Consider the following 22,130-nt stretch of genomic DNA (forward strand, 5'->3'; position numbering starts at 1 on the left):
TTTTGTTTTGAATTTCTGCGCTATCGCCGAATGGCGCGCACCAAGGCGATCAGGATACAGGCGCCAAGCAGGCCCGCGACCAGATAGCCGAGCCAGCCGCCAAACGAGATGCCGATGATGCCAAAGAGGAAGCTGGCAATCAGCGCGCCGACGATGCCGAGCACGATGTTGAGAAAAATCCCGGTATTGGTCTTCATGATGTTGGATGCGATCCAACCTGCCAGACCACCGATAATGATCGCTGCAATCCAGCCGATACCTGCGTCGCCCATATTGTGAACCCCACGATTGAAAAGCGGCCCGACCCGAGCCGCTTCATTTAACGCGGATCGAACGAAACGGTTGCGTGCCTAGAAATCGAAGGCCCAGCGTCCATCCGTTTCGGTAAAACGCCCCATGCTCGGGGCCGACCAGCCGCGACCGATCGAATAAAGCCGCACTCGACAGGTCACGACACCATTGGGGTGTTTGGCACAATCGGTGGCTTCGAGCTTAACCCGATCTTCGACAATCGCCGTGCGCTGTCGCTCAAGAATACGGGCATTGCTGAGCATCGCGTCGATCGCCTGCGTCGGCGTCGGCCCTCCGGCAATCAACGGCGCCTCTCCGGAACTGCATCCTGCGAGCACCAGAGCACCGACAAAAGCCAGCATACCAAGTGGCTGCATCATGGAACCCTCCTCGCCCCATACGCGAAGATCCTAACAATCAGAGGTAAACCCGGCGTGTAGCAGTCACATCGAAATGCATCCGTACCAACGCGTAGGACCGCGACTTGTATGCCCGTCCCAGCTTTGCTACACGCAAACCAGACAATCCTAGTCATATAAGGAACGCCCGTGTCAGGCAGTGCAACGACGCAGCGAACGCTGCGATTGGAAGGCATCGGGCTGAGCGTCGGCTATGGCGGCACCAGTGTGCTCGACAATGTCGACCTCGCGATTCCCACTGGCGAGATCACCATCCTCATCGGCCCCAACGGCTGCGGAAAGTCCACTCTGCTCAAGACCATGGCGCGCATTCTCGCCCCCTCCAAGGGCAGCGTGCTGCTGGACGGCAAGGATATCCACCGCCTCGACACCAAGAGCGTTGCCGCCAGGCTCGGCCTCCTGCCGCAGGGCCCGATCGCGCCCGAAGGGCTGACCGTGCGCGAACTCGTGGCGCAGGGCCGCTTCCCCCATCAGACGCTGCTGCGCCAGTGGACCCGCGCCGACGAAGACGCCGTCAATGGCGCCATGGATATCGCCGGCATTACTGACTTCGCCGATCGCAGCGTCGATACCCTCTCGGGCGGCCAGCGCCAACGCTGCTGGGTCGCCATGGTACTGGCCCAGGAAACCGACCTCATCCTGCTCGATGAACCTACCACCTTCCTCGACCTCAAGGTGCAGGTCGACCTCATGGACCTGCTTGCCGGCCTCGCGCACCAGCGCGGCCGTACCCTCGTCATCGTCCTCCACGAACTCAGCCTCGCCGCCGCCTATGCCGACTATCTGGTGATGATGAAGCAAGGCCAGATCGTCGCCGCAGGCACGCCGGACGACATCTTCACGGCGACACGGCTCAAGGAGGTCTTTGGTCTCGACGCCAAGGTGCTGCGCGACCCCGACAGCGGCCGCATGGTTTGCGTCCCCTCGGGAACCCGTATGCGCAAAGCTGCCTCCGTGACGGCGCAATGAGCACGATGGCCGCCCCCAATGCCGGCACGCATCCCGTCCGGGCGTGGAGCGGCGTCCCCGTGCTGCTCGGCATTCTCGCCCTCGCCTTCCTTCTGCACATCGCCGTCGGCGCCAAGCAGCTATCGCTCGGCACCGTCATCGAGGCGCTGTTCAACTTCGACCAGACTACTTTCGACCACGTCATCGTCCGCAACCTGCGCCTGCCCCGCGCGGTATTGGCGGTGATCGTCGGCGCCAGCCTCTCCCTCGCCGGCGCGCTGATGCAAGGCGTGACCCGCAACCCGCTGGCCGATCCCGCTTTGCTCGGCCTCACCTCCGGCGCCGCCTTTGCCGTGGTGATCGCAACGAGCGTCTTGGGCCTCACCAGCATGATTTTCATCCCCTGGATCGCCATGGTCGGCGCGCTTGGGGCTGCGCTTGTGGTCTACATCATCGCCCGCCTTGTGCCCGGCGGCGCCACCCCGCTCAGCCTGACCCTCTCCGGCGCCGCCATCAGCGCCTTTCTCAGCGCCATTATTTCCGTCGTCCACCTGCTCGATCAGGACACTTTTGAAAACCTGCGCGTCTGGCTCACCGGCGGTCTTGCCGGGCGCGATATCACCCTTCTCTTCTATGTCGGCCCGCCAATCGCGCTGGCCCTCATCGGCGGCGTGCTGCTCGCCCCGCGCGTTACCGTCCTCGCCATGGGCGATGAAGTGGCCCAGGGCCTCGGCGTAAAAACCGGCGCGCTAAAGGTGCAGTTGCTGGCCGTCGTCGTGGTGTTGACCGCCTGCTCCGTCGCCCTCGCCGGTCCGCTCGGCTTCATCGGTCTCGTCATCCCCCATGTCGTCCGGCTCTATGTCGGCTCCGACTATCGCTGGATCGTGCCCTACGCAGCATTGGCCGGTGCCGTCTATCTCCTCGGCGTCGACACCATCGCCCGCATCGCCATCCCGCCCCGCGAAATCTCCACTGGCATCATCACCGCCATGATCGGCGCGCCGCTTTTCATCCAGCTCGTCCGCCGGAGGACCCGCTGATGTCGGCGCCCGCCCACCACTGGGTTTTCCGCAGCAAGTCCGAACGCATCGCCCTGCGCCTGCCCGTTCGCGCACTCGTCGCTCTGGCCCTGCTCGCTTTGGTCCTTCTCCTCATCTGCTGTGTGAGCCTTGCCACCGGCACCTATGGCGTCGCGCTCAACGAGGTGATCGACACCTTGCGCGGCCTGAGCATCAGCCGCGCCATCGACAATGTCGTCTGGGAATTCCGCTTCCCGCGCACCCTCGCCGCCGCCCTCGTCGGCGCCATGATGGCCCTCTCCGGCGCGGCCCTGCAGAACACCACCCGCAACGGCCTTGCCGATCCCTCGCTGGTCGGCGTCAGCCAGGGCGCAGCCCTGGCGGTCGTCACCCTGACCGTCGTGTTCCCCGACGTCTCCGGCGCCCTCCGCCCCTGGGCCGCCTTTGCCGGCGCCATCCTCGTTGCCCTCGCCATCCAGGGTCTGTCCCACACCCGCCAGGGCGGCAGCGCCATTCGCTTCATCCTCATGGGCATTGGGCTTTCGACCTTCATCTCGTCGATCACCTCGGCGCTGATGACCTATGGCGACATCGACCGCGCCATGGCCGCGCTCTCCTGGCTCGCCGGCTCGATCAATGCCGCAGGCTGGAGCGATGTCTGGACTTTGGGCATCTGGTGCGCCGTGCTGCTCCCCGCCCTCCTCGCCATCAGCCGCAGTTCCTCGGCCACCCGCATGGGCGAAGCCTCAGCCATCAGCCTTGGCGTCCGGGTAAAACTGATCCGCAACCTGCAACTCGCCATAGCCGTAGCCCTCGCCGCAATTGCGACCTCAGTGGTCGGCCCGCTCGGCTTCGTCGGTCTCATCGCGCCCCATGCCGCCCGCCGCATCGCCCCGGCCGGCATCGGCCTCAACCTGCTGATCACCGCCATGGTGGGTGCCGTATTGGTCTCGCTGGCCGATCTCGTCGGCCGCGCCGCCTTCGCGCCCATTCAGATTCCCGCGGGCTTGCTCACCGCCCTCATCGGCGTTCCGCTCTTCATCGTGTTGATGGTGCGCAGCCGATCCAGCGCATCGCATTGATCTTGGAGGATTTCATGTCGTTTCGTTCAAGCCTGCTCACCGCCTTCCTGGCACTCGCCATCGTCACACCGGTCATGGCCCAAGAATTCCCGGTGACCATCGAGCACAAGTTCGGAACGACAGTCATCGAAACCAAGCCCGAGCGCGTCGCCAGCCTCGATTATGGTGGCATCGGCAACCTGCTCAAGCTCGGCGTCAGCCCCGTCATCGTGCGCGAATGGCGCGACAAGTTCCCCTCCACGACGCCCCCCTGGGGCCAATCGCTCCTCACCACCGAACCTGTAGTCTTTACCGGCGACATCGATCCGGAACTGGTCGCCTCGACCAATCCCGACGTCATCATCGCCCTCGCCTCCGGCATCGATGAAGACCTCTATGCCAAGCTCAGCCTCATCGCGCCGGTCGTGGCGATCCCCAGCGGCCTGGGCGACTACGAATTGGCTTGGGACCAGCGCGCCCTGATCGCCGCCCGCGCCCTTGGCGCAGAAGCCGAAGCGCAGCGGCAGATCGACGCCATCCATGCCCGCTTCGCCGAAGTCCGCGAAACCCACCCCGAATGGGCCGGCAAAACTGCCGTGGTCGGCCGCATCGTCGAAGGCGAATTCAGTGCCTTCAACAAGCTCGATATCCGCGCCAAGTTCCTCAACGAATTCGGCTTCGTGACGCCGACCGCACTCGACGACATTACCGAAACCGCCTTCTTCAACCTCGTTTCGCCCGAACTCATCGAGCCGATCGATGCCGACGTTCTCGTCTGGTACGGCGGTTCCGCAGCCCTGCAGGAATCGCTCGACTACCCGGCCCGCCCCTTCCTCCAGGCGGGCGCCAGGGGCGGCGAAATCTTCCTCACCGATGAGCACCTCGCAGCCATCGCCCGGCAGGAACTTCTCTCCATCCCGGTTGCCGTCGATTTCCTCGTGCCGCTGCTCGAAGCCGCCGCCGATGGCGACCCGGCAACTACGGTCGAAGGCGACCTCCAGTAATTCCGTTCCGAACTCCCGTGGAGACTATCCCGATGATCTTCCGCACCGCTTTCGCAGTCCTCACCCTGGCGCTCGGCCTGGCCTTCCCGGCTCTGGCGCAGGAAACCCGCTCGGTCACCGCTGCCAACGGCACGTTCGACATTCCCGTCGCCCCACAGCGCATTGTCGCGCTCAACGACCAGATCGTCGCCCTGCCCCTCTATGAGCTTGGCGCCGCCCTGGTCGGCAGCGCCGGTCGCGTCGATGCCGATGGCAAGACCTTCCTCCGCGGCGGCATGGACACGTTGGGCATCGACTATTCGAACACCGACATCGAATATGTCGGCCAGTTCAACGCCCTCGACCTCGAAGCCATCGCTGCGCTGCAGCCCGACCTCATCATCGGCGGCACCTATACCGACCCGGCCGTCGTGGAGCAGCTTCAGGCCATCGCGCCGACCCTCGTGGTCGACAATGGCGCCCTCGGCCTTGTCGAAACCCTCCGCACCCTCGCCGATGTCAGCGGTCAGGCCGGCAATTTCGAGGCCCGGTACCAGCGCTATCTCGACAATGTCGAACGCACCAAATCCTACATCGGCGATACCTCGGCCATCTCCGCGACCATGACCTTCATGTTCCCGGCCGGCGAGGAACTCTGGGTTTACCGCGCCAATCTCGGCGCCATCGCCCAGGTGCTGTCCGATCTCAATTTCGCCCAGCCCGCAGCCGTGTCCGCGCTCGAAGCCACCCAGGCCTCGTGGAGCGCCGAGCTGATCCAGGACCTCGATGCCGATTTCATCTTCGGCTTTTATCGCCAGCAACCCGACGCCACACCCGAAGCCGTCCGCGCTGCCTACGAAAAATTCGCGCCCGGCTGGTGCCAGGCGCTCACTGCCTGTCAGAAAGGCCAAATGGTCCTGCTGCCCGGCCCCACGTTCGGCAGCACCATGGCCGGCCTCGACCTCGCCCTCGATCTGGTCGAGACCCACGTCGCCGGCCGCTCCTTCGTCCCGTTTGAAGAAGCAAAGTAATGGGCAAGCACGTCTTCTGCACCGATCTCTGCCTCGAACGCGGCGAGCCGCTGGCCGGCACTGGTGATGCGCCGAAGCGCGTCCTTATGCTCGCCTGGCCACGCGGCAAATGGCGGACGCCGCGCTGGGAATCGGTCGACATGTCGCCCGAACTCTCACAAACGCTGCATGAAGCCGCCCACGCCAAACTGCATGTGGCGCTGGTCGACAAGGTCGAAGCCGAAGGCAGCCTGCCGACGCTCCACGCCCTGCCGGAAAATGTCTATGCCGACTTTTCCGACGAGGCCGAACTGATCGCAGCCATCCGCGACTATGTCGGTGGCAAGGTGTTTGCGGGCACGCCTGACACCCGCCCAACCATCATCTGCTGCACCGATAGCCGCCGCGACGCCTGCTGCGCCCGCCACGGCTTCTCTACCTACAAAGCCCTGGTCAAGCTCGCCGATCCCCAACACTTCAACGTCGTCCAGGCCACCCATATCGGCGGCTGCCGCTTTGCCGCCTCGCTCGTCGTCATGCCCCAGCGCCAGCGATATGGCCGCATGACGGCCGAACACGCCGAAGGCTTCCTCGACGCCATAGGCAAGAGCGAAGTCTATCTCCCCACCTACAAGGGCCGCTCCGACGCCTCCGAGCCGGCCCAGGTTGCCGAATTGGCTGCGCTCCGTTGGGCCGCCGAAAATGGCTTCCGTCTCGACGCCGTCTCGCTCGATGGCGCCATTCCCGAGCATGTCAACGAAGGCGACGAACTCACCCTGGAGGCCGCGCTGCCGGGTGCCCGCCTCTCCATCCGCATGCATGCCCAGGATTTCATGATCCAGGGCAATTGCGGCGTCGTCGCCAAAGGCGGCGGTGAAATGACGCTCCGCTGGTGCCTCGACGAGGTCACCCCGCAGCACTGACACGCGCCCGGACCACAGAGTTTCAGGCCCCGTCTCGACCACCCCCCGCCCACCGGGAAGCCTTGGAGTTATTGAATGATCAAACCAATCGCAGTCGCGCTAGCCTTCGTCATGATGGCCGCCCTGCCCCTCGCTGCCCAGGAAACGCGCCCCTTCACCCACGATACCGGCACGACCGAAATCCCGGTGGCACCGAAGCGCATCGTGACGCTCCACGATGTTGGCCTGACCATTCCCCTTCTCGAACTTGGCGTCCCCCCCATTGCCAGCAGCGGCCGCATGCGCGCCGATGGCTCCATTTACCTCCGCAGTGGCATGTCACTGGTCGGCGTTGATTTCGACAATTCCGACATCACTTACGTCGACGAAGAGGATTTCGAGGCCATTTCGGCGATTACGCCGGACTTGATTATTACCAGCTCGTCCGATGAGGCCATGCTGCGTCAATACAACCTCATCGCCCCCACCATCACTCTCGACCGCTTCAACCGCACCGGCACCGACCAGTTCCGCGTACTGGCCGACGCGGTTGGCGCAACCGACGAATTCAACGCTCTAGAAAGCCGCCTCGAATGGCAAATCGCGTCGCTCAAGCAAGCGGTGCCCAATGCCGGCGACATCACCGTGTCCATCCTCCACGGCGGCGAAGATGGCGGCATCCTCAGCAATTTCATGCCCACCTATGGCTCGCTGGGCCATGTGCTGGCCAAGGTCGGCTTCAAGATGACGCCACTGGCCGAAGAACTCGGCGTGCAAGCCACTGTCTCGGCCGAGCGCGTTCCCGAACTCGATGCCGATTTCATCATCATCACCTACCGCAACGACCAGGGCGACACGCCCGAAACGGCTCGCGCCGATATGGAAGCAGCCCTGCCCGGCTGGTGCGATTTCCTCTCTGCCTGCCGCAACGACCAAGTCCTTTTCTTGCCGCGCGACGAGGCTTTTACCGTCTCCTACAACGCCATGGATCTGGCGATCGCGACCGTCCATGCCGGCATTGCCGGCCGCAACTTCACGCCGCTCGCAGCATCGGAATAATCATGCGCACCAAACTCATCGTCACCCTCGCCGCACTGCCCCTCATCGCCGTGCTCGCCGTCCCCGCCTTCGCGCAGGAAACCCGCCCCTACACCGATGATGCCGGCCGCACCGTCGAAGTCCCCGTTGCACCCAAGCGCGTCGTCACCCTCCACGACAGCTCGCTCACCGTCCCGCTGGTCGAACTTGGCATCATTCCGGTCGGCGCCTTCGGCCGCAACGGCGAGGCGGGCCCGTTCATGCGCGGCGCCGCCACGCTGACCGGCGTTACCTTTGAGAATTCCGATATCGTCAATGTCGGCGGCTCGCCCGCCGATCTCGAAGCCATCGCGGCGCTCGAACCCGACCTGATCATCACCTCGAGCTTCCAGGAAGCCACGGCCGAGCAGCTCGAAGTCATCGCCCCGACTGTCTTCGTCGAAGACAATGTGCGCGGCGAACTCGCCACCTTCGAGGACATCGCCGAGCTGACCAATACCCAGGACAAGCTGGCGATCCTCAAGTCTCGCTATCAGGAGCAGGTCGATCAGGTGAAGGCCGTTATCGGCGACCGGAATATCTCCGCTTCGATCATCCTGACCCAGGAAGGCCAGATCGCCGCCTGGCACACCTATGGCGTCATCGGCAAGGTTCTGCGCGATGCCGGCTTCACCTTCCCCGCCGTGATCGATGGCCTCGAAGGCACCGAGCGCACTTTTTTCTCTGGCGAAGAACTGCCCGCTTTCGACGCCGACTTCATGTTCCTCACCTACGACCCCTCGCGCGGCCAGAGCCCGCAGGATGCCATCTCAGATATCGAAACAGTGACGCCCAGTTTCTGCCAGTTCCTCACGGCCTGTTCCGGCGAACGCTTCGTGCTGGTTCCGCGCGAAGACGCCGTCGCCCGCTCCTACACCGCCGCCGGCATGATGGCTTCGGCCGTTCTCGCCGCCATTTCCGGTCGCAACCTCGACGCGCTGGCCGAGTAAGCTCCAACCGCAGGGAAACGCCCATGTTCAAACAGCTGATTGCCGCCGGCATCCTGGCCCTTGCCGGGCTCACCGCCGTCTCCGCGCAGGAAACCCGCAGCTTCACCGACGATGCCGGCCGCACAGTGGAAATCCCCACCAGGCCGCTGCGCATCGTCTCGCTGCACGATCTTTCGCTGACCGTTCCGCTGATCGAACTGGGCGTTTTCCCGCTCGGCAGCCACGGCCGCACCACACCCGACGGCACGCCCTTCATCCGCTCGAGCAAGGTTCTCACCGGCGTCGATTTCGACAATTCCGAAATCAAGTTCGTCGGCAACCTGCCCGCTGATGTGGAGGCCGTCGCCGCCCTTGAGCCCGACCTGATCCTCACCACACCCTGGCAGACCGCCGAAGTCGAGCAGTTGCAGGCCATCGCCCCGACGGTCGTTCTCGATGACAACGGACGCGGCGCCTTCGCGATTTTCGATGTTCTGGCCGAATTGACCGGCACCGAAGATCGCCTTGCCGTGCTCAAGACCCGGTACGAAGGGCAGATCGCCCAGATCAAGCGCTTGATCGACACCGGCTCGATCAGCGCCAGCGTGATCCAGGCCAATGACGGCAAACTCTATATCGAGCACACCTACGGCACGCTGGGTAAGGTTCTCCGCGATGCCGGCTTCACCTTCCCGGCCAAGATCGAAGAGATCCCGGTGGGCGAAAGCGCCGAATTCAGCGCCGAAACCCTGCCCGAATTCGACGCCGATTTCGTCTTTGCGACCTACCGCACCGACACTTTGCAGACCCCGGCCGATGCCATCGGCGCGCTCGAAACCGCCATGCCCAACTTCTGCGAGTTCCTCCACGCCTGCCGCGAGAACCAGCTCATCGTCATCCCGCGCGAGGAAGCCTCGGCCGCGTCCTACTACGCACTGGGCGCCATCAGCTACATGCTGATCTCGAATATCTCGGGCCGCGACTTCGTGCCCATGCCGCGCTAAGCGCAAAAAAAACGTCTGTCCACCTCATCCCCGCGAAAGCGGGGATGAACGTTTTAAGTCAGGGATTCCGGCTTTCGCAGAACTGACAGCGTGATAAGAAGATGGCCCGCTTCCGTTCCATACATGTCATTCGAGATGCCGCGATGAGCAATTCCATTTTCGCCCAGATCGTTGCCGCCATCGGCGCCGTAGCCGTGACGCTCCGTCATGGCGGCGAAAACAAGTCCCCGGTCTATGGCTCCAAGCCCGACATCCCGGCACCCAAGGCACAGGGCAGCATCCCGACGCTGAAAATGCCGACCGCCAAGGGCTGGGAAGGCAATCACAAGCCGACCGCCGCTGCAGGCCTCAAGGTCAATGCCTTCGCCAAAGGCCTCGATCATCCGCGCCAGATCTATGTGCTGCCCAATGGTGACGTGCTGATCGCCGAATCCATGGGTGAATCGGGCAAGCCCAGCTCGCTCTTCGACCACGCCATGTCGGCCACCATGCAGCGCGCCCGCGCCTCGGGCACCAGCCCCAATCGCGTAACCCTGCTGCGCGATGCCGATGGCGATGGCACCGCCGAAATCCGCCACGACTATATCGAAAACGTCCGCCAGCCCTATGGCATGGTGCTCATCGGCTCGACGCTCTATGTCGGCGCCAGCGATGCCCTACTGGCCTATCCCTACGATCCCGCAGCGACAAAGATCACCACGCCCGGCAAGAAGCTGATGGACCTCGTCCCCGGCGGCCACTGGACGCGCAATCTCATCGCCAGCAAGGACGGCACCAAGATCTACGTCGCCGTCGGTTCGCTGACCAATATCGGCGATGCCGGCATTGCAGCCGAAGAAAACCGCGCCTGCATCCACGAATACGACATCACCACCGGCAAGTCGCGCATCTATGGCGCCGGCCTACGCAATGCCGTGGGCATGGCCTGGGAGCCGACCACCGACGTGCTCTGGACCGTCGTCAACGAGCGCGACGGTCTCGGCGATGAAACCCCGCCCGATTACCTGACCTCAGTCCGCGATGGCGGCTTTTATGGCTGGCCCTATTCCTATTGGGGCGTCGTCGATGATCGCGTGCCGCAGAGCACCGCTCACCCCGCCTCCAAGCAAGACCACCCGGACTTCGCCCTTGGCGGCCACACAGCCTCGCTCGGTCTCTCCTGGGTCCCCGAAGGCACTCTGCCCGGCTTCCCCGCCGGCATGGCCATCGGCCAACACGGCTCCTGGAACCGCAGCAAGTTGAGCGGCTACAAGCTCACCTTCGTCGCCTTCGAAAACGGCAAGCCTGTGGGCCTGCCGCGAGACATCCTCACCGACTTCCTCTCGGCCGATGAAAAGTACTCCTTCGGTCGTCCGGTCGGCGTCGCTGTCGCAGCCGACAAGGCCCTGCTCATGGCCGACGACGTCGGCGACGTGATCTGGCGCGTTACGGGCGCCTGAGACCGGACTTGACCATGCTGGCAAAAACTCTCGGCGCAGGGCTCCTTGCCCTCGCCGCTTCATCTGTCGCGCTTGCCCAGGAGCCCCTCACGCTGACCATCGGCGTGCAGGAAAGCGGCACCGTGCAGTGGGAAATCGAGACCATCAAATCGCTCGGTCTCGACACCGCCCACGGCCTCAATCTAGAGGTCCGTCCCCTGGCCGATAGCCGCGCCGGGCAGATCGCCCTGCAGGCCGGAGCTGTCGACGTCATCCTCTCCGACTTCGTCTGGGTCGCCGCCCAGCGCAATGACGGCAACCTCGTCACCATGGTTCCGCATTCCCTGACCGTCGGCGGCCTCATGGTCCCGGCCGAGAGCGCCATTGCCGACGTAACGGGGCTCGAAGGCAAGACCATCGGCGTTGCCGGCGGCCCCGCCGACAAGAGCTGGGTCATCCTTCAGGCCTATTTCGCCAGCAAGACCGGCAAGACTTTGCCGGAAATCGCAGAAGCCCGCTACGGCGCTCCGCCGCTCGTCAATGAGTTGCTGAGCAATGGCGGCGTCGATGCCGGCCTCAATTTCTGGCAATGGAACGCTCGCGCCAAGGCTGCCGGCATGCACGAACTGCTCTCGGTAAAAACCATGCTGGCCGAACTCGGCGTCGCCGATCCACCGCCACTGCTGGGCTGGACCTTTACGGAAGCAACCGCCGAAACCAAGCACGACGCTGTGGTCCGCTTCCTCGACACCTCCTTCGCCGCCAAAGAGGTGTTGCTCACCGATAACGCTGCCTGGGAAAACCTCAAGGGCCTGATGGGCGCCGAGGACAACGCCGCGCTCTTCGAGCAGCTTCGCGACGACTATCGCGCCGGCATCGTCTCCTCCTACAATCCTGAGGACACGGACGCCGCCGAACAGACCTTTGCCCTCCTCGCCCGCTTCGGCGGCAGTGAGGTCGTAGGTGAAGGCCAAGAACTGTTGCCGGGGACATTTTGGCCGGGCTACCGCAAATAGGCGAACCGCCACGCGCAGGGCGTCAACGCGCCCTGCCGCTGCTCGAACTCCTGTCGTTCCCGATCCTGCTGCTGGTCTGGCAAGTCCTCGCCATGGTGCTGGCGCATAGGCTCTTTCCCTCGCCCGTCGCCGTGGGCCAGGAAATGCTGCGCCTCGCGACGGAAGGAAAACTCCTCGCAGATCTGGGCAAAACACTCTGGCGCGCCAGCCTCGCCTTCATTCTCGCAATGCTGATCGGCACCGCCCTCGGCATCCTTCTGGGTCGCAAAGCCTGGCTCGATCGCCTGTTCTCCAGTTGGCTCCTCGTCGGCCTCAACCTGCCCGCCATTGTCGTCGCCATCGCTCTCTATATCTGGCTCGGCCTCACCGAAACCGCGCTAATCCTCGCCGTCGTCATCAACAAGGTGCCGCTGGTCGCCACCACGATCCGCGAAGGCGTGCGCAGCTTTGCCCCCGAATTTGACGAACTCGCCCAAGCCATGCGCTGGCCGACAGCGAAACGATTGCGTCTCGTCTTCCTGCCTCAGCTTATGCCCTTCGTCCTCGCCGCCGCGCGAACCGGCCTCTCCCTGATCTGGAAAATCGTCCTCGTCTTCGAAGTCCTGGGCAGCGACGGCGGTGTCGGCTACCGCGTCAGTCTCTTCTTCCAGTTCTTCGACATCACCGGCATCCTCGCCTACACCGCGGCCTTCATCCTCGTCGTCCTCGCCATTGAATACGGCGTGCTGCGCCCCATCGAACGGAGGGTGCTGCAATGGCGACCGGTCCAGGCCTGATCATCTCCATCGACGAAAAACGCTACGCCGGCAGCGCCGCCCCCACCCTCTCCGGCTTCAAAACCGAGATCGCGCCCGGCAGCGTCACCGCCATCCTCGGTCCATCCGGCATCGGCAAATCAACGCTCCTGCGCATCATCGCTGGCATAGACCGCGATTTCTCCGGCCATGTGACCATCAACGGCCAACCAGCCGCCCAGGCCGCCCCGCCCGGCTTCCTCTTCCAGGACCCGCGCCTGCTGCCCTGGCTGACAACATCAGACAATGTCCGAACCGCCGGCAAGGGCGTGAGCACGGAAACGGCCATGGCCGCCCTCGGCCGAACTGGACTCGCCAACCACGCAAACCTCTACCCGCACCAGCTCTCTGGCGGCATGCAGCGTCGCGCCGCGCTCGCCCGCGCACTGGCCCTCAATTCCGGCTTGCTCCTCCTCGACGAGCCCTTCGTCTCGCTCGACCGCGCGCTCGTCGAAGAAATGTACGGCCTGATCGCCTCAGTCGCCGCATCCGACAGACCGACAATGATCCTCGTCACCCACATGGCAGAAGACGCTGCCCGCCTTGCCGATCGCGTGCTGGTTCTATCCGACACACCCGCCCGCATCGCCGCCGACCTGGCACTCCCCCAGCCCCGCGACCAACGCGACCGGGACACGCTCGACGGTTATCGCCAGCTTATCGAAGGCACGACCTAGCGCTCGTAATCGATCGGCATGCCGATAGTCAGCCGGGCCCGCGGCAAACCGTCTGGCGGGCGCGGCACGGGCGAGCTGGCATAGACGAGATCGCGCGCCGCCTGATCGAGCGCAGCAAAGCCGCTGGAACGGGCGATGCTCACCGACTGGACATTGCCTGCCCCGTCGATCGTGAACTGCACAATGACGCGGCCTTCTTCGCCGCGCGCCCTGGCATCAGCCGGATATTTGCGGCGCTGGCCGAGATGACGCAGCACGCTGGATTCCCAGCGATTCACCTGTGAACCACTCGGCTCAGCGCTGGCTGTCTGCTGCGGTGCGGCGGCCTGTTGCGCCTGCTGCTCCTGCGGCTTGGGTGCCGAGGCCTGCGACGCGGCCTGCTGAGGTGGCGGGGTCCGGCGCGGCGGCGGCGTGAACTTGGTTTCCGGCGTATTGGCGCGCGTCTCCGCGATACGCGGCGACATGGTCACCGGCACGGGCAGGTTCGGATCGACAGGCTCGACCACCGGCTCTTCGGGCACAGGTTCCGGCACCGGCTCCGGTTCTGGAAGCGGTGGCTCGACGATCTCTTCCGGTTCGACAACCGGTTCCGGCTCAGGCTCGGGTTCTGGCCGCTCGACCGTAGCCATCTGCCGCTGGATCACCACGGCCGGCTCCGGCACCTCAACTTCGGGCACATCGATGATCGGCTCGACCGGTTCCGGCACGACCGCAGGCTCAGGCTCTGGTGCTGGCTCGGGCTCGGTTTCGGGCAGAGGCTCAGGCTCAACCTCCGGCTCCGGCGGCGGTTCAACTTCGGCCTCGGCCGTCTCAACGACCTCTTCAGGCTCGACCACCTCTTCCGGCTCGGTAACCTCTTCGGGCTCAACCTCCGGCGGCGGCTCGACAACCGGTTCCGGCTCCTCGATGGGCTCGGCTTCCGGGTCAGGCTCGGCTTCGCTTGGCGGCGTCGCCTCGGAGGCAGCCGAAAGCTCGCCCTCGGGAACGTCGAGTTCCTCGGTCACCGGCGACACGGCGAATTCGGCGAATTCCACAACCATCGCCCCGGGCGGGGGACCGGCCGCAGCGGCGACCGGCATATAGGTCTGATAGGCCCAGTAGCCGCCCACCAGCCCGGCAATCACCAGCAGGCTCGCCGTCGTCCAAAGGGCGACGTCGCCCTTCTTGGCGCGCAAAAAGTCTTCCGCGACAAAACTGTCGCCTGCCCTGTTCATTCTGCGGCCTGAGCGTCCTGGCCGCTCGGCACGGCCACGGCATTCGCCGATTCAAGGCCCACCAGCGCAATCCGCACATAGCCGGACGAACGCAGCAGGTTCATCGCCTCCATCAGGTCGCCATAAGCCACGGCCGCATCGGCCCGCAGAAACACGCGCGTTTCGCGATCGCTTTCCGTCACCTGATCGAGAGACGCGCCAATGGCTTCACGGTCCACCGTGTCATTGCCAATGGCAAGGCTAAGGTCTTCCTTGAGCGTAACGAAAAGCGGCTCTTCCGGCCGCGGCGCCGGCGTGGCGTTGGAAACCGGCAGGTCGACATTGATATCAACCGTCGCCAGCGGCGCCGCCACCATGAAGATGATGAGCAGGACCAGCATGACGTCGATGAACGGCGTCACATTGATCTCGTGATTGACCTCGAGCTCCTCGCCCGCGCCTTCCTTGATCCGACCGGCCATGCCCCTACTCCGCCGCGAGGGCGGTCGGGCCGCGCGCAATGGCGAGAGCCGAACGATCGAGGTCACGGCTCACGAGGCGCTCGATACCAGCCGAAACATCGGCCAGAACCTGGCGATAGCCAGTCACCGAACGGGCAAAGGCATTGTAGATCACCACGGCCGGAATAGCGGCCACGAGGCCGAAGGCCGTTGCAAGCAGCGCCTCGGCAATGCCCGGCGCCACGACGGCAAGATTGGTCGTCTGCGTTTCCGCAATGCCCACAAAGGCGTTCATGATGCCCCAGACGGTGCCGAAGAGACCCACAAACGGCCCCACCGACCCGACGGACGCGAGAATGCCAAGGCTCTGCGAAATCTTGCGGCCCGCGGCCACTTCGATGCGGCTGAGGCGAGAGGACACGCGCTCCTTGATGCCGCTGGGATCGACCAGACCAACGAGATCGCGCGACATTTCCACTTCTTCGGCCGCCGCCTTGACCAGCATGGCGCCGAGGCCACGGCGGGTAGACATCACGGCCGCGACGCTCTCGAGACTGTCTGCCTTCAGCACCTCGCGCAGCGCCTTGTAAGCGCGGCGACGAGCGCCGGAAAGCTGCATGCTCTTGGCCACCCAGATGATCAGCGTGACGAGCGACGCAGTCAGCAGGCCGATCATGACGCTCTTCACGACATAGTCCGCCGCCATGAACATGCCCCAGGGCGACAGGTCATGCCCGGCAAGGCCCGTCTCAACCATAGGCAAATCCGACTCCGCCGCTGGCGTCACGACCGGTTCAATGGCCGTTCCCGTGGCAGGGGCAGACGTCGTTGGATCTGCTGCTTCGGGCGCCGCCCCTGCACTCGGTGCCGGTGCAACCTCCGGGGTCACGACCGGCGCCAAAGTCGGCGTCGCCGGAGCAGTCACCGCCGGAACGGCATCCTCTACAGGCGCAGTCTCCTGGGCCGCGACCGGTAGGGCGAGGCCAGAAATGAGGAGAAGGCCAGCGACAGCGTAAAGCGCGCTTCTGTTGCGGTGCAGACGATCAGCCATGAGGACACTACCCTTGACACAGCACCTGCTGTCAACCGGGCGCCGGATCAACTGATCCAGGCGACCGCCCATCGGGCGCGGCATATGCAGAAGCTCAATGCCGCTCACCTATTAAAGATGATGTTTATTGTCAAGAAAACGGCAAGATGATTGAACGGATCGCGCAACGTTTTGCACCGCGCGCGATTGCCAACGGTCAGGCAAGCAGTTCAGGAGCCGCCAGGGCCGCCGCAAGACTGGTCTTGTCGAGCACATCGCGCGAGGCCAGCGCCACCCGCGAAAACACGTGCCGCAACTCGCAGCTTTCCTCCGAGCGGCAATCCTCGCATCGCCGGTAGGCAACGATCGAGAGGCAGGGCAAAAGCGCAATCGGCCCGTCGATGAGCCGCAAAACCTCGCCGAACATCACCTCTTCGGCAGGCCGGATCAGCTCATAGCCCCCGGTGCGCCCGCGATGGCTGCGCACAATGCCATTGCCCTTGAGCTGAAGCAGGATCTGCTCGAGGAATTTCTTCGGTATCTTCTGCTCGGCCGCGATCTCGCTGGTCATCAGCGTATGGCCTGGCCCCACCCGCGCAAGCGCAAGCAGGGCACGAAGCGCGTAGCGGGCCTTCTGGGATATCACCGCGCGCTCCTGGAGAACCTATGCTGCTGGAAACAGCTTCCAGCGTTTCGGACGGAAGCTGATCTGACTCCGCTCGCCGGCCGGATGATCGAAAGGAAGATCGATCTCTACCCGATGTGCCGCCCCGCCAATATCGAGCTCTACGCGACGCGTGCCACCGACGCGGCGGCTGCTGGCAACGACGCCCGAGAGAGCCGCGTCACCTTCGACCAGTTCGATATCGTGCGGACGGAAGAAGAGGCGCGCTGTCCCCGTGGCCCCAGGCGAGGAAATGCCAACCGGCCGGTCACCCAGCCAGATGTCGCCGCGCTCGATGTTCACCGGCAGCACGCTCGATTCGCCGATAAACCCAAAAACGAAGGGCGATTGCGGCTGGTCGTATACCGTATCCGGCGTGCCGACCTGCTCGATCTTGCCCTGGCTCATCACGCAGAGCCGGTCAGCCAGTTCGAGCGCTTCCTCCTGGTCATGGGTCACGAAAACCGTGGTGTGACCGGTGCGATCGTGAATTTCGCGCAGCCACTTGCGCAGTTCGCGACGCACCTGGGCGTCAAGCGCGCCAAAGGGCTCGTCGAGCAACAGCACGCGCGGCTCGATGGCAAGCGCGCGGGCCAACGCCACGCGCTGCCGCTGGCCACCGGAAAGCTGGCTCGGATAGCGCTTTTCGAGACCCGAAAGCTGCACCAGATCGAGCAATTCGCGCGCCCGCCGCCGAATTTCTGCCTTGGGCGGGCGGTTCGAACGCGGCCGGACTTCGAGGCCGAACGAGACGTTCTCAAGGATCGTCATGTGCCGGAAGAGTGCATAGTGCTGGAACACGAAACCGATATTGCGTTCCTGCACGCTCTTTTCCGAGGCGTCCTCATCGCCGAAGAAAATCCTGCCCGCCGTCGGCCGCTCGAGACCGGCAATCAGGCGCAGCAGCGTGGTCTTGCCCGAGCCCGATGGGCCAAGCAGCGCAATGAGTTCGCCCGAGGCGATATCCAGCGACACATCGTGGAGCGCCGGAAACCGGTCGAATTCCTTGCGGACGTTTTGAACGCGTACTTCCATCTCTATTCCAGTTAGTGGCCGCGACCGGTGGCAGCGAGTTCGTCGCCGAACCGCCATTCCAGCGCTGTTTTGAGAACCAGGGTGACGAGCGCCAGCAAGGCGAGGAGCGAGGCCAGCGCGAAGGCCGCCGTGCTCTGATATTCATTGTAGAACATTTCGACCTGCAACGGCATGGTCGTGGTCTGGCCGCGGATCTTGCCCGAAACCACGGCAACGGCGCCGAATTCACCCATGGCGCGCGCATTGCACAGCAGCACGCCATAGAGCAGGCCCCATTTGATATTGGGCAGGGTCACGCGCCAAAACGTCTGCCAGCCGGAAGCACCAAGCGACAGAGCCGCCTCTTCGTCGCCCGAGCCCTGATCCTGCATCAGCGGAATAAGTTCGCGCGCCACGAAGGGAAAGGTCACGAAGATCGTCGCGAGCACGATGCCCGGCACGGCAAAGAGGATCTCGATATTGTAGGACCGCAGCCAGGGCCCGAGCACGCTGCCCGACCCGAACAGCAACACATAGACCAAACCCGAAATCACCGGCGACACCGAAAACGGCAGGTCGATGAGCGTGGTCAGAAACGCCTTACCCTTGAACTCGAACTTGGCGATCGCCCAGGACGCGGCAACGCCGAACACCACATTGAGCGGCACGGCAATGGCCGCCACCAGCAGCGTCAGCCTTATGGCTGAAAGAGCGTCAGGCTGCATTAGGGACTGGAAATAGACCCCGATCCCCTGCCGAAGCGCTTCGGAGAACACCGCCACCACCGGCAGCACCAGAAACAGGGCCATGAACAACAGGCCAACGATGATCAATATCCAGCGGACATAGACCGGCTCATTGGTCGGCGAAGTCAGGCGACGGACACGCGAATTAGCTGCCATAGCCATATCTCCGGCGGCTCCAGGCCTGAATGAGGTTGATGACGAAGAGCATCACGAAGGAAATCGCCAGCATCACCGTGGCGATCACCGCCGCCCCGGCATAGTTGAATTCTTCAAGCCGGATGACGATCAGCAGCGGCGCGATTTCCGAAACGAAGGGAATATTGCCGGCAATGAAGATCACCGAGCCGTATTCCCCCACTGCCCGGGCAAAGGCGAGCGCGAAGCCAGTCATGATGGCCGGCGCGAGAGAGGGGAGCAGCACCCGCGAAATGGTCTGGAAGCGATTGGCGCCCAGCGTTGCCGAGGCCTCTTCCACTTCTTTGCTGACCTCTTCGAGGATCGGCTGGATCGTCCGCACCACGAAAGGCAGGCCGATGAAGATCATGGCGATGGTGATGCCGACCGGGGTGTAGGCAATGCGCCAACCCAATTGCGCCGCGAACTGCCCGACAATGCCGTTGGGCGCATAAATCGCCGTCAGCGCAATGCCGGCCACAGCCGTCGGCAGCGCGAATGGCAGATCGACCATGGCATCGAAAATGCGCCGGCCGGGAAAGCGATAGCGCACCAGCACCCAGGCGATCAGCGTGCCGAAGACCACATTGATCCCCGCCGCGATCAGCGCCGTGACAAAACTGGTGCGCAACGAAGCGACAACACGCGGATCGAGCGCCGCAGCCCAGAACCCGCCCCAGCCAAGACCGGCCGAGCGCAGCACCAGGGCAACCAATGGCACGAGGATGATCAGCGAAAAGTAGGCAAGGGTGAATCCAAAGGTCAGCCCGAAGCCTGGAATGACACTCGGTTGGCGAAAGCGGCCGAACCTACTCATGCGGCTTTCTCCAGCAGGGATGCGCTCACGAGGCATCCGGGTTGGTGCAGTTTTGGTCGGATCATGTGGGGGCCCGAAATTTCCGCCTAACTCTAGCCACGGAGTAGGGTTTCGCAAGGCGAGGCCCGGACAACATTCTATCGAATGATAGAAATTCGTTCCACCGGATAGGGAGTCGGGCGAACTCGATTTCGTTTCGTCACAAACTCAGTGCGCGGCGAGCAAAGAGTTCGCTATTCCGGCACATTGGAGACGGATGTCCGGAACGGCCTCGATCTCGAAATATCGCCCTCTCGTCAGGGGCCCCACAACGCGCACGCGCTGCGATACGCGCCCCTCGGAAGCAACCACCGCGCAATTGGCGTCGACGTCGAGACCGATATGCATTTCGTCGGGCCGCGCCGCCCCCGATTGCACCAATTGCCGGATCAGCGGATTGGCGCTGGCGCGCACATCGACCGACACACCGCCGCAATCATAGACCCGCGCCACATCGATCACCTCCCGGCGTTCGGTGCCGCGGGGACGGACGGTTGCCCGCACCACATTTCCCACCCGCTCGATGCCGACGAACTCGCCGGCCACGAGATCGACCTGGCCGATCTCAACCGCTCGCGCCAGTCCCGCATAGAGATCTGGCGGCAAACGATGGCGGTGAATGTTCCACCACGGGCGCACATGACGCAGGAACTGGCGTTTTTCCCGCAGCGGCCAACTGCCCCACAGGCGCTGGTTGAACGGTCGCAGCCCATCGACGACGCTGCGCCAGTCGCCACCTTTGGCTTCAACATCGCGCACAATGTCGCGGAACCAGCGCGCGAGATAGGTCAGACTCGTGCCAAACGGCACGTCAGCCGCATCAATGGCGATGGGCGCCACATCCTTGTGCGCCTTGGGCAGCAGCCCATTGCGCGAAACAACGGTAATGGGTCCACGATGCTTGGCTTCGGCAAGGGACACCCAGGCATCGACCATGCTGAGACCCGAGCCGAGAATCATCACCGCCGCATCCGGGTCGAGCGGCGTATCCCGCTCTGAGCCCGCACGAACGGCAATACCCCTGCCCCGCGCCGGCTGGGTTTCATGACCCACCGCCAACGCAGCCCACTGAGAAACAATACTCGTTCCATTGGCCAGCACCGTCTCGACGCCATTCGGCGTTTCATGCAGCGCCACGGCCTCTTCCGAGCGCACCAGCAGCCGTCCCGGCATATGTTCGCCGGCCTCGCGCAGCACATCTTCAAGATAGGCGCCATAGAGCCGCCGCGGCACAAAGGTCCAGGACGAACCGTGCTTGCCCGGCTCGCGCCGCTGCAGCCAGCGCCAGAAATGCTCGGGATCATCAGCAAAGGCGCTCATGCCACGCGCCGGCACATTGACGCGATGGTTTCGCGCCAACGCCGAATAGGCGAGCCCCTGCCCGAACCGCCCCTGCCTTTCGAGCAGGGTAACGCGCAGATCGGGATCGGGACTGCGCAGCAGGTGAGCGGCCAGCAAAACGCCGCTTGCCCCGCCGCCGATGATAACAATGGATTTGCCTGTTGAGCCTGTGGCGGTCATCGCAACCCTCCCGGTTATGCGCAATGCGCCGTCAATATTTGGTGCCGGAACACAATCCCGGCGCCCCGCCCGAATAGCCGGGGCATGCTAGAATGAGCGCAATTGCGCTTGGACGGGCTCCGCCCGCCGGGACCGCTCTTGCCAGCGATCCGCCTGCTCGGCAACCTGCCGGGCCAGTTCATAACCCTCTGCCCACCGCCCAAAGCCGCTTGCCACGTTGATGTGGCCCACATAGCCGGCGTCGAACAGCGGCGCCTGCCAGCTCTTGGCAAGCGAGATTGCCTTGTCGAGCGTCATGTAGATATCGTCACGACTGGCCACGACCTGCGCCGGAAAGGGCAACGGGTCCGTCGGAATGCGACCGAATTCATAAGTCCGCGCATGCAGCGCCGACGTGCGCTCGATATCAGCCGGCGCGACCAGCAAGGCACCACCAACCAGCGAGGCAACCGGACTACCCGCAAGCCGCGCCACAAGTATGGTCCCCAGACTATGCGCCACGATGATGGCACCCGGATTTGCCAGAACGGCCTCTTCGAGACGTTCCTGCCAGCGGGCCGCTTCCGGGTTGGTCCAGTCGACCTGCTCGACCAGTTGCGCCTCTTCGAAGTCCTCGAGCCAGTAACGCTGCCAGTGCCCTTCGCCTGACCCGTTGAGGCCGGGGACGATAAGGACCGGCCGAGTCATTGCTCCGGGATCCCTTCGTGGCGGGCATCCCAAAAACTGCGCGGCTCGGGTTCCGGCGCCTTGCCGGCGAGGTAGATGGCGTCCTGTTCAAGCGGGCTCAATGCCGCATCGTCAGCGCGCTCGGTCAGGCCACCAAAGAAATTTGCCTTGGCGGGCGCCTCTTCCGCGCTGTTCCTGGCCAGGGGGCCGGGACTGAAAATACCGAAGAAATGCACCATTCTGTCCTCCGAAGTATC

25 protein-coding genes are annotated in these 22,130 nt (G+C 64.0%); 13 read left to right on the top strand and 12 right to left on the bottom strand.

The annotated features are described in order from the left end of the window. Positions 1-20: 20 nt before the first annotated feature. Positions 21-272: a GlsB/YeaQ/YmgE family stress response membrane protein gene (locus ABW043_RS07950; protein ID WP_035084186.1), complete on the bottom strand. Its 252-nt coding sequence runs from the start codon at positions 270-272 to the stop codon at positions 21-23. Between the two features lie 78 nt (positions 273-350). Then, positions 351-671: a hypothetical protein gene (locus ABW043_RS07955; RefSeq protein WP_353920683.1), complete on the bottom strand. Its 321-nt coding sequence runs from the start codon at positions 669-671 to the stop codon at positions 351-353. A gap of 168 nt (positions 672-839) precedes the next feature. Here ABW043_RS07955 and ABW043_RS07960 point away from each other — a divergent pair, with 168 nt between their 5' ends. From ABW043_RS07960 to ABW043_RS08020, 13 genes are all read left to right on the top strand, one after another. Continuing rightward, positions 840-1,679 carry an ABC transporter ATP-binding protein gene (locus ABW043_RS07960; RefSeq protein ID WP_353920684.1) on the top strand — a complete coding sequence of 280 codons (840 nt, stop codon included), beginning with the start codon at positions 840-842 and terminating at the stop codon, positions 1,677-1,679. Next, entirely contained in the window at positions 1,676-2,698 is a 1,023-nt protein-coding gene (locus ABW043_RS07965; protein WP_353920685.1) for a FecCD family ABC transporter permease, read from the top strand. The genes ABW043_RS07960 and ABW043_RS07965 overlap by 4 nt, the downstream gene beginning before the upstream one ends. Then, positions 2,698-3,759, top strand: coding sequence for a FecCD family ABC transporter permease (locus ABW043_RS07970; protein WP_353920686.1), 1,062 nt, complete (start codon positions 2,698-2,700; stop codon positions 3,757-3,759). The genes ABW043_RS07965 and ABW043_RS07970 overlap by 1 nt, the downstream gene beginning before the upstream one ends. A gap of 14 nt (positions 3,760-3,773) precedes the next feature. Next, positions 3,774-4,742, top strand: coding sequence for an ABC transporter substrate-binding protein (locus ABW043_RS07975; protein WP_353920687.1), 969 nt, complete (start codon positions 3,774-3,776; stop codon positions 4,740-4,742). A gap of 32 nt (positions 4,743-4,774) precedes the next feature. Continuing rightward, positions 4,775-5,752 carry an ABC transporter substrate-binding protein gene (locus ABW043_RS07980; protein WP_353920688.1) on the top strand — a complete coding sequence of 326 codons (978 nt, stop codon included), beginning with the start codon at positions 4,775-4,777 and terminating at the stop codon, positions 5,750-5,752. Beyond that, entirely contained in the window at positions 5,752-6,654 is a 903-nt protein-coding gene (locus tag ABW043_RS07985; protein ID WP_353920689.1) for a sucrase ferredoxin, read from the top strand. The genes ABW043_RS07980 and ABW043_RS07985 overlap by 1 nt, the downstream gene beginning before the upstream one ends. A gap of 75 nt (positions 6,655-6,729) precedes the next feature. After that, positions 6,730-7,692, top strand: coding sequence for an ABC transporter substrate-binding protein (locus tag ABW043_RS07990; protein ID WP_353920690.1), 963 nt, complete (start codon positions 6,730-6,732; stop codon positions 7,690-7,692). A gap of 2 nt (positions 7,693-7,694) precedes the next feature. Beyond that, on the top strand, positions 7,695-8,660 hold the full coding sequence (locus tag ABW043_RS07995; protein ID WP_353920691.1) for an ABC transporter substrate-binding protein: 966 nt from the start codon (positions 7,695-7,697) through the stop codon (positions 8,658-8,660). Between the two features lie 23 nt (positions 8,661-8,683). Next, entirely contained in the window at positions 8,684-9,643 is a 960-nt protein-coding gene (locus ABW043_RS08000; protein WP_353920692.1) for an ABC transporter substrate-binding protein, read from the top strand. Positions 9,644-9,786: 143 nt separating this feature from the next. Continuing rightward, a complete protein-coding gene (locus tag ABW043_RS08005) occupies positions 9,787-11,082 on the top strand; it encodes a PQQ-dependent sugar dehydrogenase (RefSeq protein WP_353920693.1) in 1,296 nt (431 codons plus the stop codon). Between the two features lie 14 nt (positions 11,083-11,096). Then, the gene (locus ABW043_RS08010; RefSeq protein WP_353920694.1) at positions 11,097-12,077 is read left to right on the top strand and encodes an ABC transporter substrate-binding protein; all 981 of its coding nucleotides are present in this window, start codon (positions 11,097-11,099) and stop codon (positions 12,075-12,077) included. Then, positions 12,056-12,853: an ABC transporter permease gene (locus ABW043_RS08015; RefSeq protein WP_353920695.1), complete on the top strand. Its 798-nt coding sequence runs from the start codon at positions 12,056-12,058 to the stop codon at positions 12,851-12,853. Before ABW043_RS08010 ends, ABW043_RS08015 begins: the two co-directional genes overlap by 22 nt. Beyond that, positions 12,832-13,548 (top strand): ABC transporter ATP-binding protein, encoded by a 717-nt coding sequence (locus ABW043_RS08020; protein ID WP_353920696.1) that lies wholly within the window; start codon positions 12,832-12,834, stop codon positions 13,546-13,548. Before ABW043_RS08015 ends, ABW043_RS08020 begins: the two co-directional genes overlap by 22 nt. Here ABW043_RS08020 and ABW043_RS08025 read toward each other — a convergent pair. From ABW043_RS08025 to ABW043_RS08070, 10 genes are all read right to left on the bottom strand, one after another. Next, complete coding sequence (locus tag ABW043_RS08025) at positions 13,545-14,762, bottom strand: energy transducer TonB (protein ID WP_353920697.1); 1,218 nt, start codon at positions 14,760-14,762, stop codon at positions 13,545-13,547. The genes ABW043_RS08020 and ABW043_RS08025 overlap by 4 nt on opposite strands. Then, the gene (exbD, locus tag ABW043_RS08030) at positions 14,759-15,223 is read right to left on the bottom strand and encodes a TonB system transport protein ExbD (RefSeq protein ID WP_353920698.1); all 465 of its coding nucleotides are present in this window, start codon (positions 15,221-15,223) and stop codon (positions 14,759-14,761) included. Before exbD ends, ABW043_RS08025 begins: the two co-directional genes overlap by 4 nt. 4 nt (positions 15,224-15,227) lie before the next feature. Continuing rightward, a complete protein-coding gene (gene exbB, locus ABW043_RS08035; RefSeq protein ID WP_353920699.1) occupies positions 15,228-16,253 on the bottom strand; it encodes a tonB-system energizer ExbB in 1,026 nt (341 codons plus the stop codon). 196 nt (positions 16,254-16,449) lie between these two features. Further along, positions 16,450-16,878 carry an RrF2 family transcriptional regulator gene (locus ABW043_RS08040; RefSeq protein ID WP_353920700.1) on the bottom strand — a complete coding sequence of 143 codons (429 nt, stop codon included), beginning with the start codon at positions 16,876-16,878 and terminating at the stop codon, positions 16,450-16,452. 18 nt (positions 16,879-16,896) lie between these two features. After that, positions 16,897-17,931 carry a sulfate/molybdate ABC transporter ATP-binding protein gene (locus ABW043_RS08045; RefSeq protein WP_353920701.1) on the bottom strand — a complete coding sequence of 345 codons (1,035 nt, stop codon included), beginning with the start codon at positions 17,929-17,931 and terminating at the stop codon, positions 16,897-16,899. Positions 17,932-17,942: 11 nt separating this feature from the next. After that, positions 17,943-18,818 (bottom strand): sulfate ABC transporter permease subunit CysW, encoded by an 876-nt coding sequence (cysW, locus tag ABW043_RS08050; protein ID WP_353920702.1) that lies wholly within the window; start codon positions 18,816-18,818, stop codon positions 17,943-17,945. Then, a complete protein-coding gene (gene cysT / locus ABW043_RS08055) occupies positions 18,802-19,647 on the bottom strand; it encodes a sulfate ABC transporter permease subunit CysT (RefSeq protein WP_353920703.1) in 846 nt (281 codons plus the stop codon). The genes cysW and cysT overlap by 17 nt, the downstream gene beginning before the upstream one ends. Positions 19,648-19,854: 207 nt before the next feature. Beyond that, complete coding sequence (locus ABW043_RS08060) at positions 19,855-21,207, bottom strand: FAD/NAD(P)-binding protein (protein WP_353920704.1); 1,353 nt, start codon at positions 21,205-21,207, stop codon at positions 19,855-19,857. A gap of 87 nt (positions 21,208-21,294) precedes the next feature. After that, entirely contained in the window at positions 21,295-21,894 is a 600-nt protein-coding gene (locus ABW043_RS08065; protein ID WP_353920705.1) for an RBBP9/YdeN family alpha/beta hydrolase, read from the bottom strand. Next, positions 21,891-22,112: a hypothetical protein gene (locus ABW043_RS08070; protein ID WP_353920706.1), complete on the bottom strand. Its 222-nt coding sequence runs from the start codon at positions 22,110-22,112 to the stop codon at positions 21,891-21,893. Before ABW043_RS08070 ends, ABW043_RS08065 begins: the two co-directional genes overlap by 4 nt. Between the last annotated feature and the right edge of the window lie 18 nt (positions 22,113-22,130).

The organism is Devosia sp. (assembly GCF_040509215.1).
In the GTDB taxonomy this organism is placed as follows: Bacteria; Pseudomonadota; Alphaproteobacteria; order Rhizobiales; family Devosiaceae; genus Devosia.

Bases quoted from the DNA above. Each gene is read 5' to 3' on its own strand.
- exbD (WP_353920698.1), bottom strand. From the start codon at position 15,223: ATGGCCGGTCGGATCAAGGAAGGCGCGGGCGAGGAGCTCGAGGTCAAT.
- ABW043_RS07965 (WP_353920685.1), top strand. From the start codon at position 1,676: ATGAGCACGATGGCCGCCCCCAATGCCGGCACGCATCCCGTCCGGGCG.
- exbB (WP_353920699.1), bottom strand. From the start codon at position 16,253: ATGGCTGATCGTCTGCACCGCAACAGAAGCGCGCTTTACGCTGTCGCT.
- ABW043_RS07980 (WP_353920688.1), top strand. From the start codon at position 4,775: ATGATCTTCCGCACCGCTTTCGCAGTCCTCACCCTGGCGCTCGGCCTG.
- ABW043_RS07995 (WP_353920691.1), top strand. From the start codon at position 7,695: ATGCGCACCAAACTCATCGTCACCCTCGCCGCACTGCCCCTCATCGCC.
- ABW043_RS08070 (WP_353920706.1), bottom strand. From the start codon at position 22,112: ATGGTGCATTTCTTCGGTATTTTCAGTCCCGGCCCCCTGGCCAGGAAC.
- ABW043_RS07970 (WP_353920686.1), top strand. From the start codon at position 2,698: ATGTCGGCGCCCGCCCACCACTGGGTTTTCCGCAGCAAGTCCGAACGC.
- ABW043_RS07990 (WP_353920690.1), top strand. From the start codon at position 6,730: ATGATCAAACCAATCGCAGTCGCGCTAGCCTTCGTCATGATGGCCGCC.
- ABW043_RS07955 (WP_353920683.1), bottom strand. From the start codon at position 671: ATGATGCAGCCACTTGGTATGCTGGCTTTTGTCGGTGCTCTGGTGCTC.
- ABW043_RS08000 (WP_353920692.1), top strand. From the start codon at position 8,684: ATGTTCAAACAGCTGATTGCCGCCGGCATCCTGGCCCTTGCCGGGCTC.
- cysW (WP_353920702.1), bottom strand. From the start codon at position 18,818: ATGGCTATGGCAGCTAATTCGCGTGTCCGTCGCCTGACTTCGCCGACC.
- ABW043_RS08060 (WP_353920704.1), bottom strand. From the start codon at position 21,207: ATGACCGCCACAGGCTCAACAGGCAAATCCATTGTTATCATCGGCGGC.
- ABW043_RS08025 (WP_353920697.1), bottom strand. From the start codon at position 14,762: ATGAACAGGGCAGGCGACAGTTTTGTCGCGGAAGACTTTTTGCGCGCC.
- ABW043_RS08005 (WP_353920693.1), top strand. From the start codon at position 9,787: ATGAGCAATTCCATTTTCGCCCAGATCGTTGCCGCCATCGGCGCCGTA.
- ABW043_RS08020 (WP_353920696.1), top strand. From the start codon at position 12,832: ATGGCGACCGGTCCAGGCCTGATCATCTCCATCGACGAAAAACGCTAC.
- ABW043_RS08045 (WP_353920701.1), bottom strand. From the start codon at position 17,931: ATGGAAGTACGCGTTCAAAACGTCCGCAAGGAATTCGACCGGTTTCCG.
- ABW043_RS07975 (WP_353920687.1), top strand. From the start codon at position 3,774: ATGTCGTTTCGTTCAAGCCTGCTCACCGCCTTCCTGGCACTCGCCATC.
- ABW043_RS07985 (WP_353920689.1), top strand. From the start codon at position 5,752: ATGGGCAAGCACGTCTTCTGCACCGATCTCTGCCTCGAACGCGGCGAG.
- ABW043_RS08065 (WP_353920705.1), bottom strand. From the start codon at position 21,894: ATGACTCGGCCGGTCCTTATCGTCCCCGGCCTCAACGGGTCAGGCGAA.
- ABW043_RS08010 (WP_353920694.1), top strand. From the start codon at position 11,097: ATGCTGGCAAAAACTCTCGGCGCAGGGCTCCTTGCCCTCGCCGCTTCA.
- cysT (WP_353920703.1), bottom strand. From the start codon at position 19,647: ATGAGTAGGTTCGGCCGCTTTCGCCAACCGAGTGTCATTCCAGGCTTC.
- ABW043_RS07950 (WP_035084186.1), bottom strand. From the start codon at position 272: ATGGGCGACGCAGGTATCGGCTGGATTGCAGCGATCATTATCGGTGGT.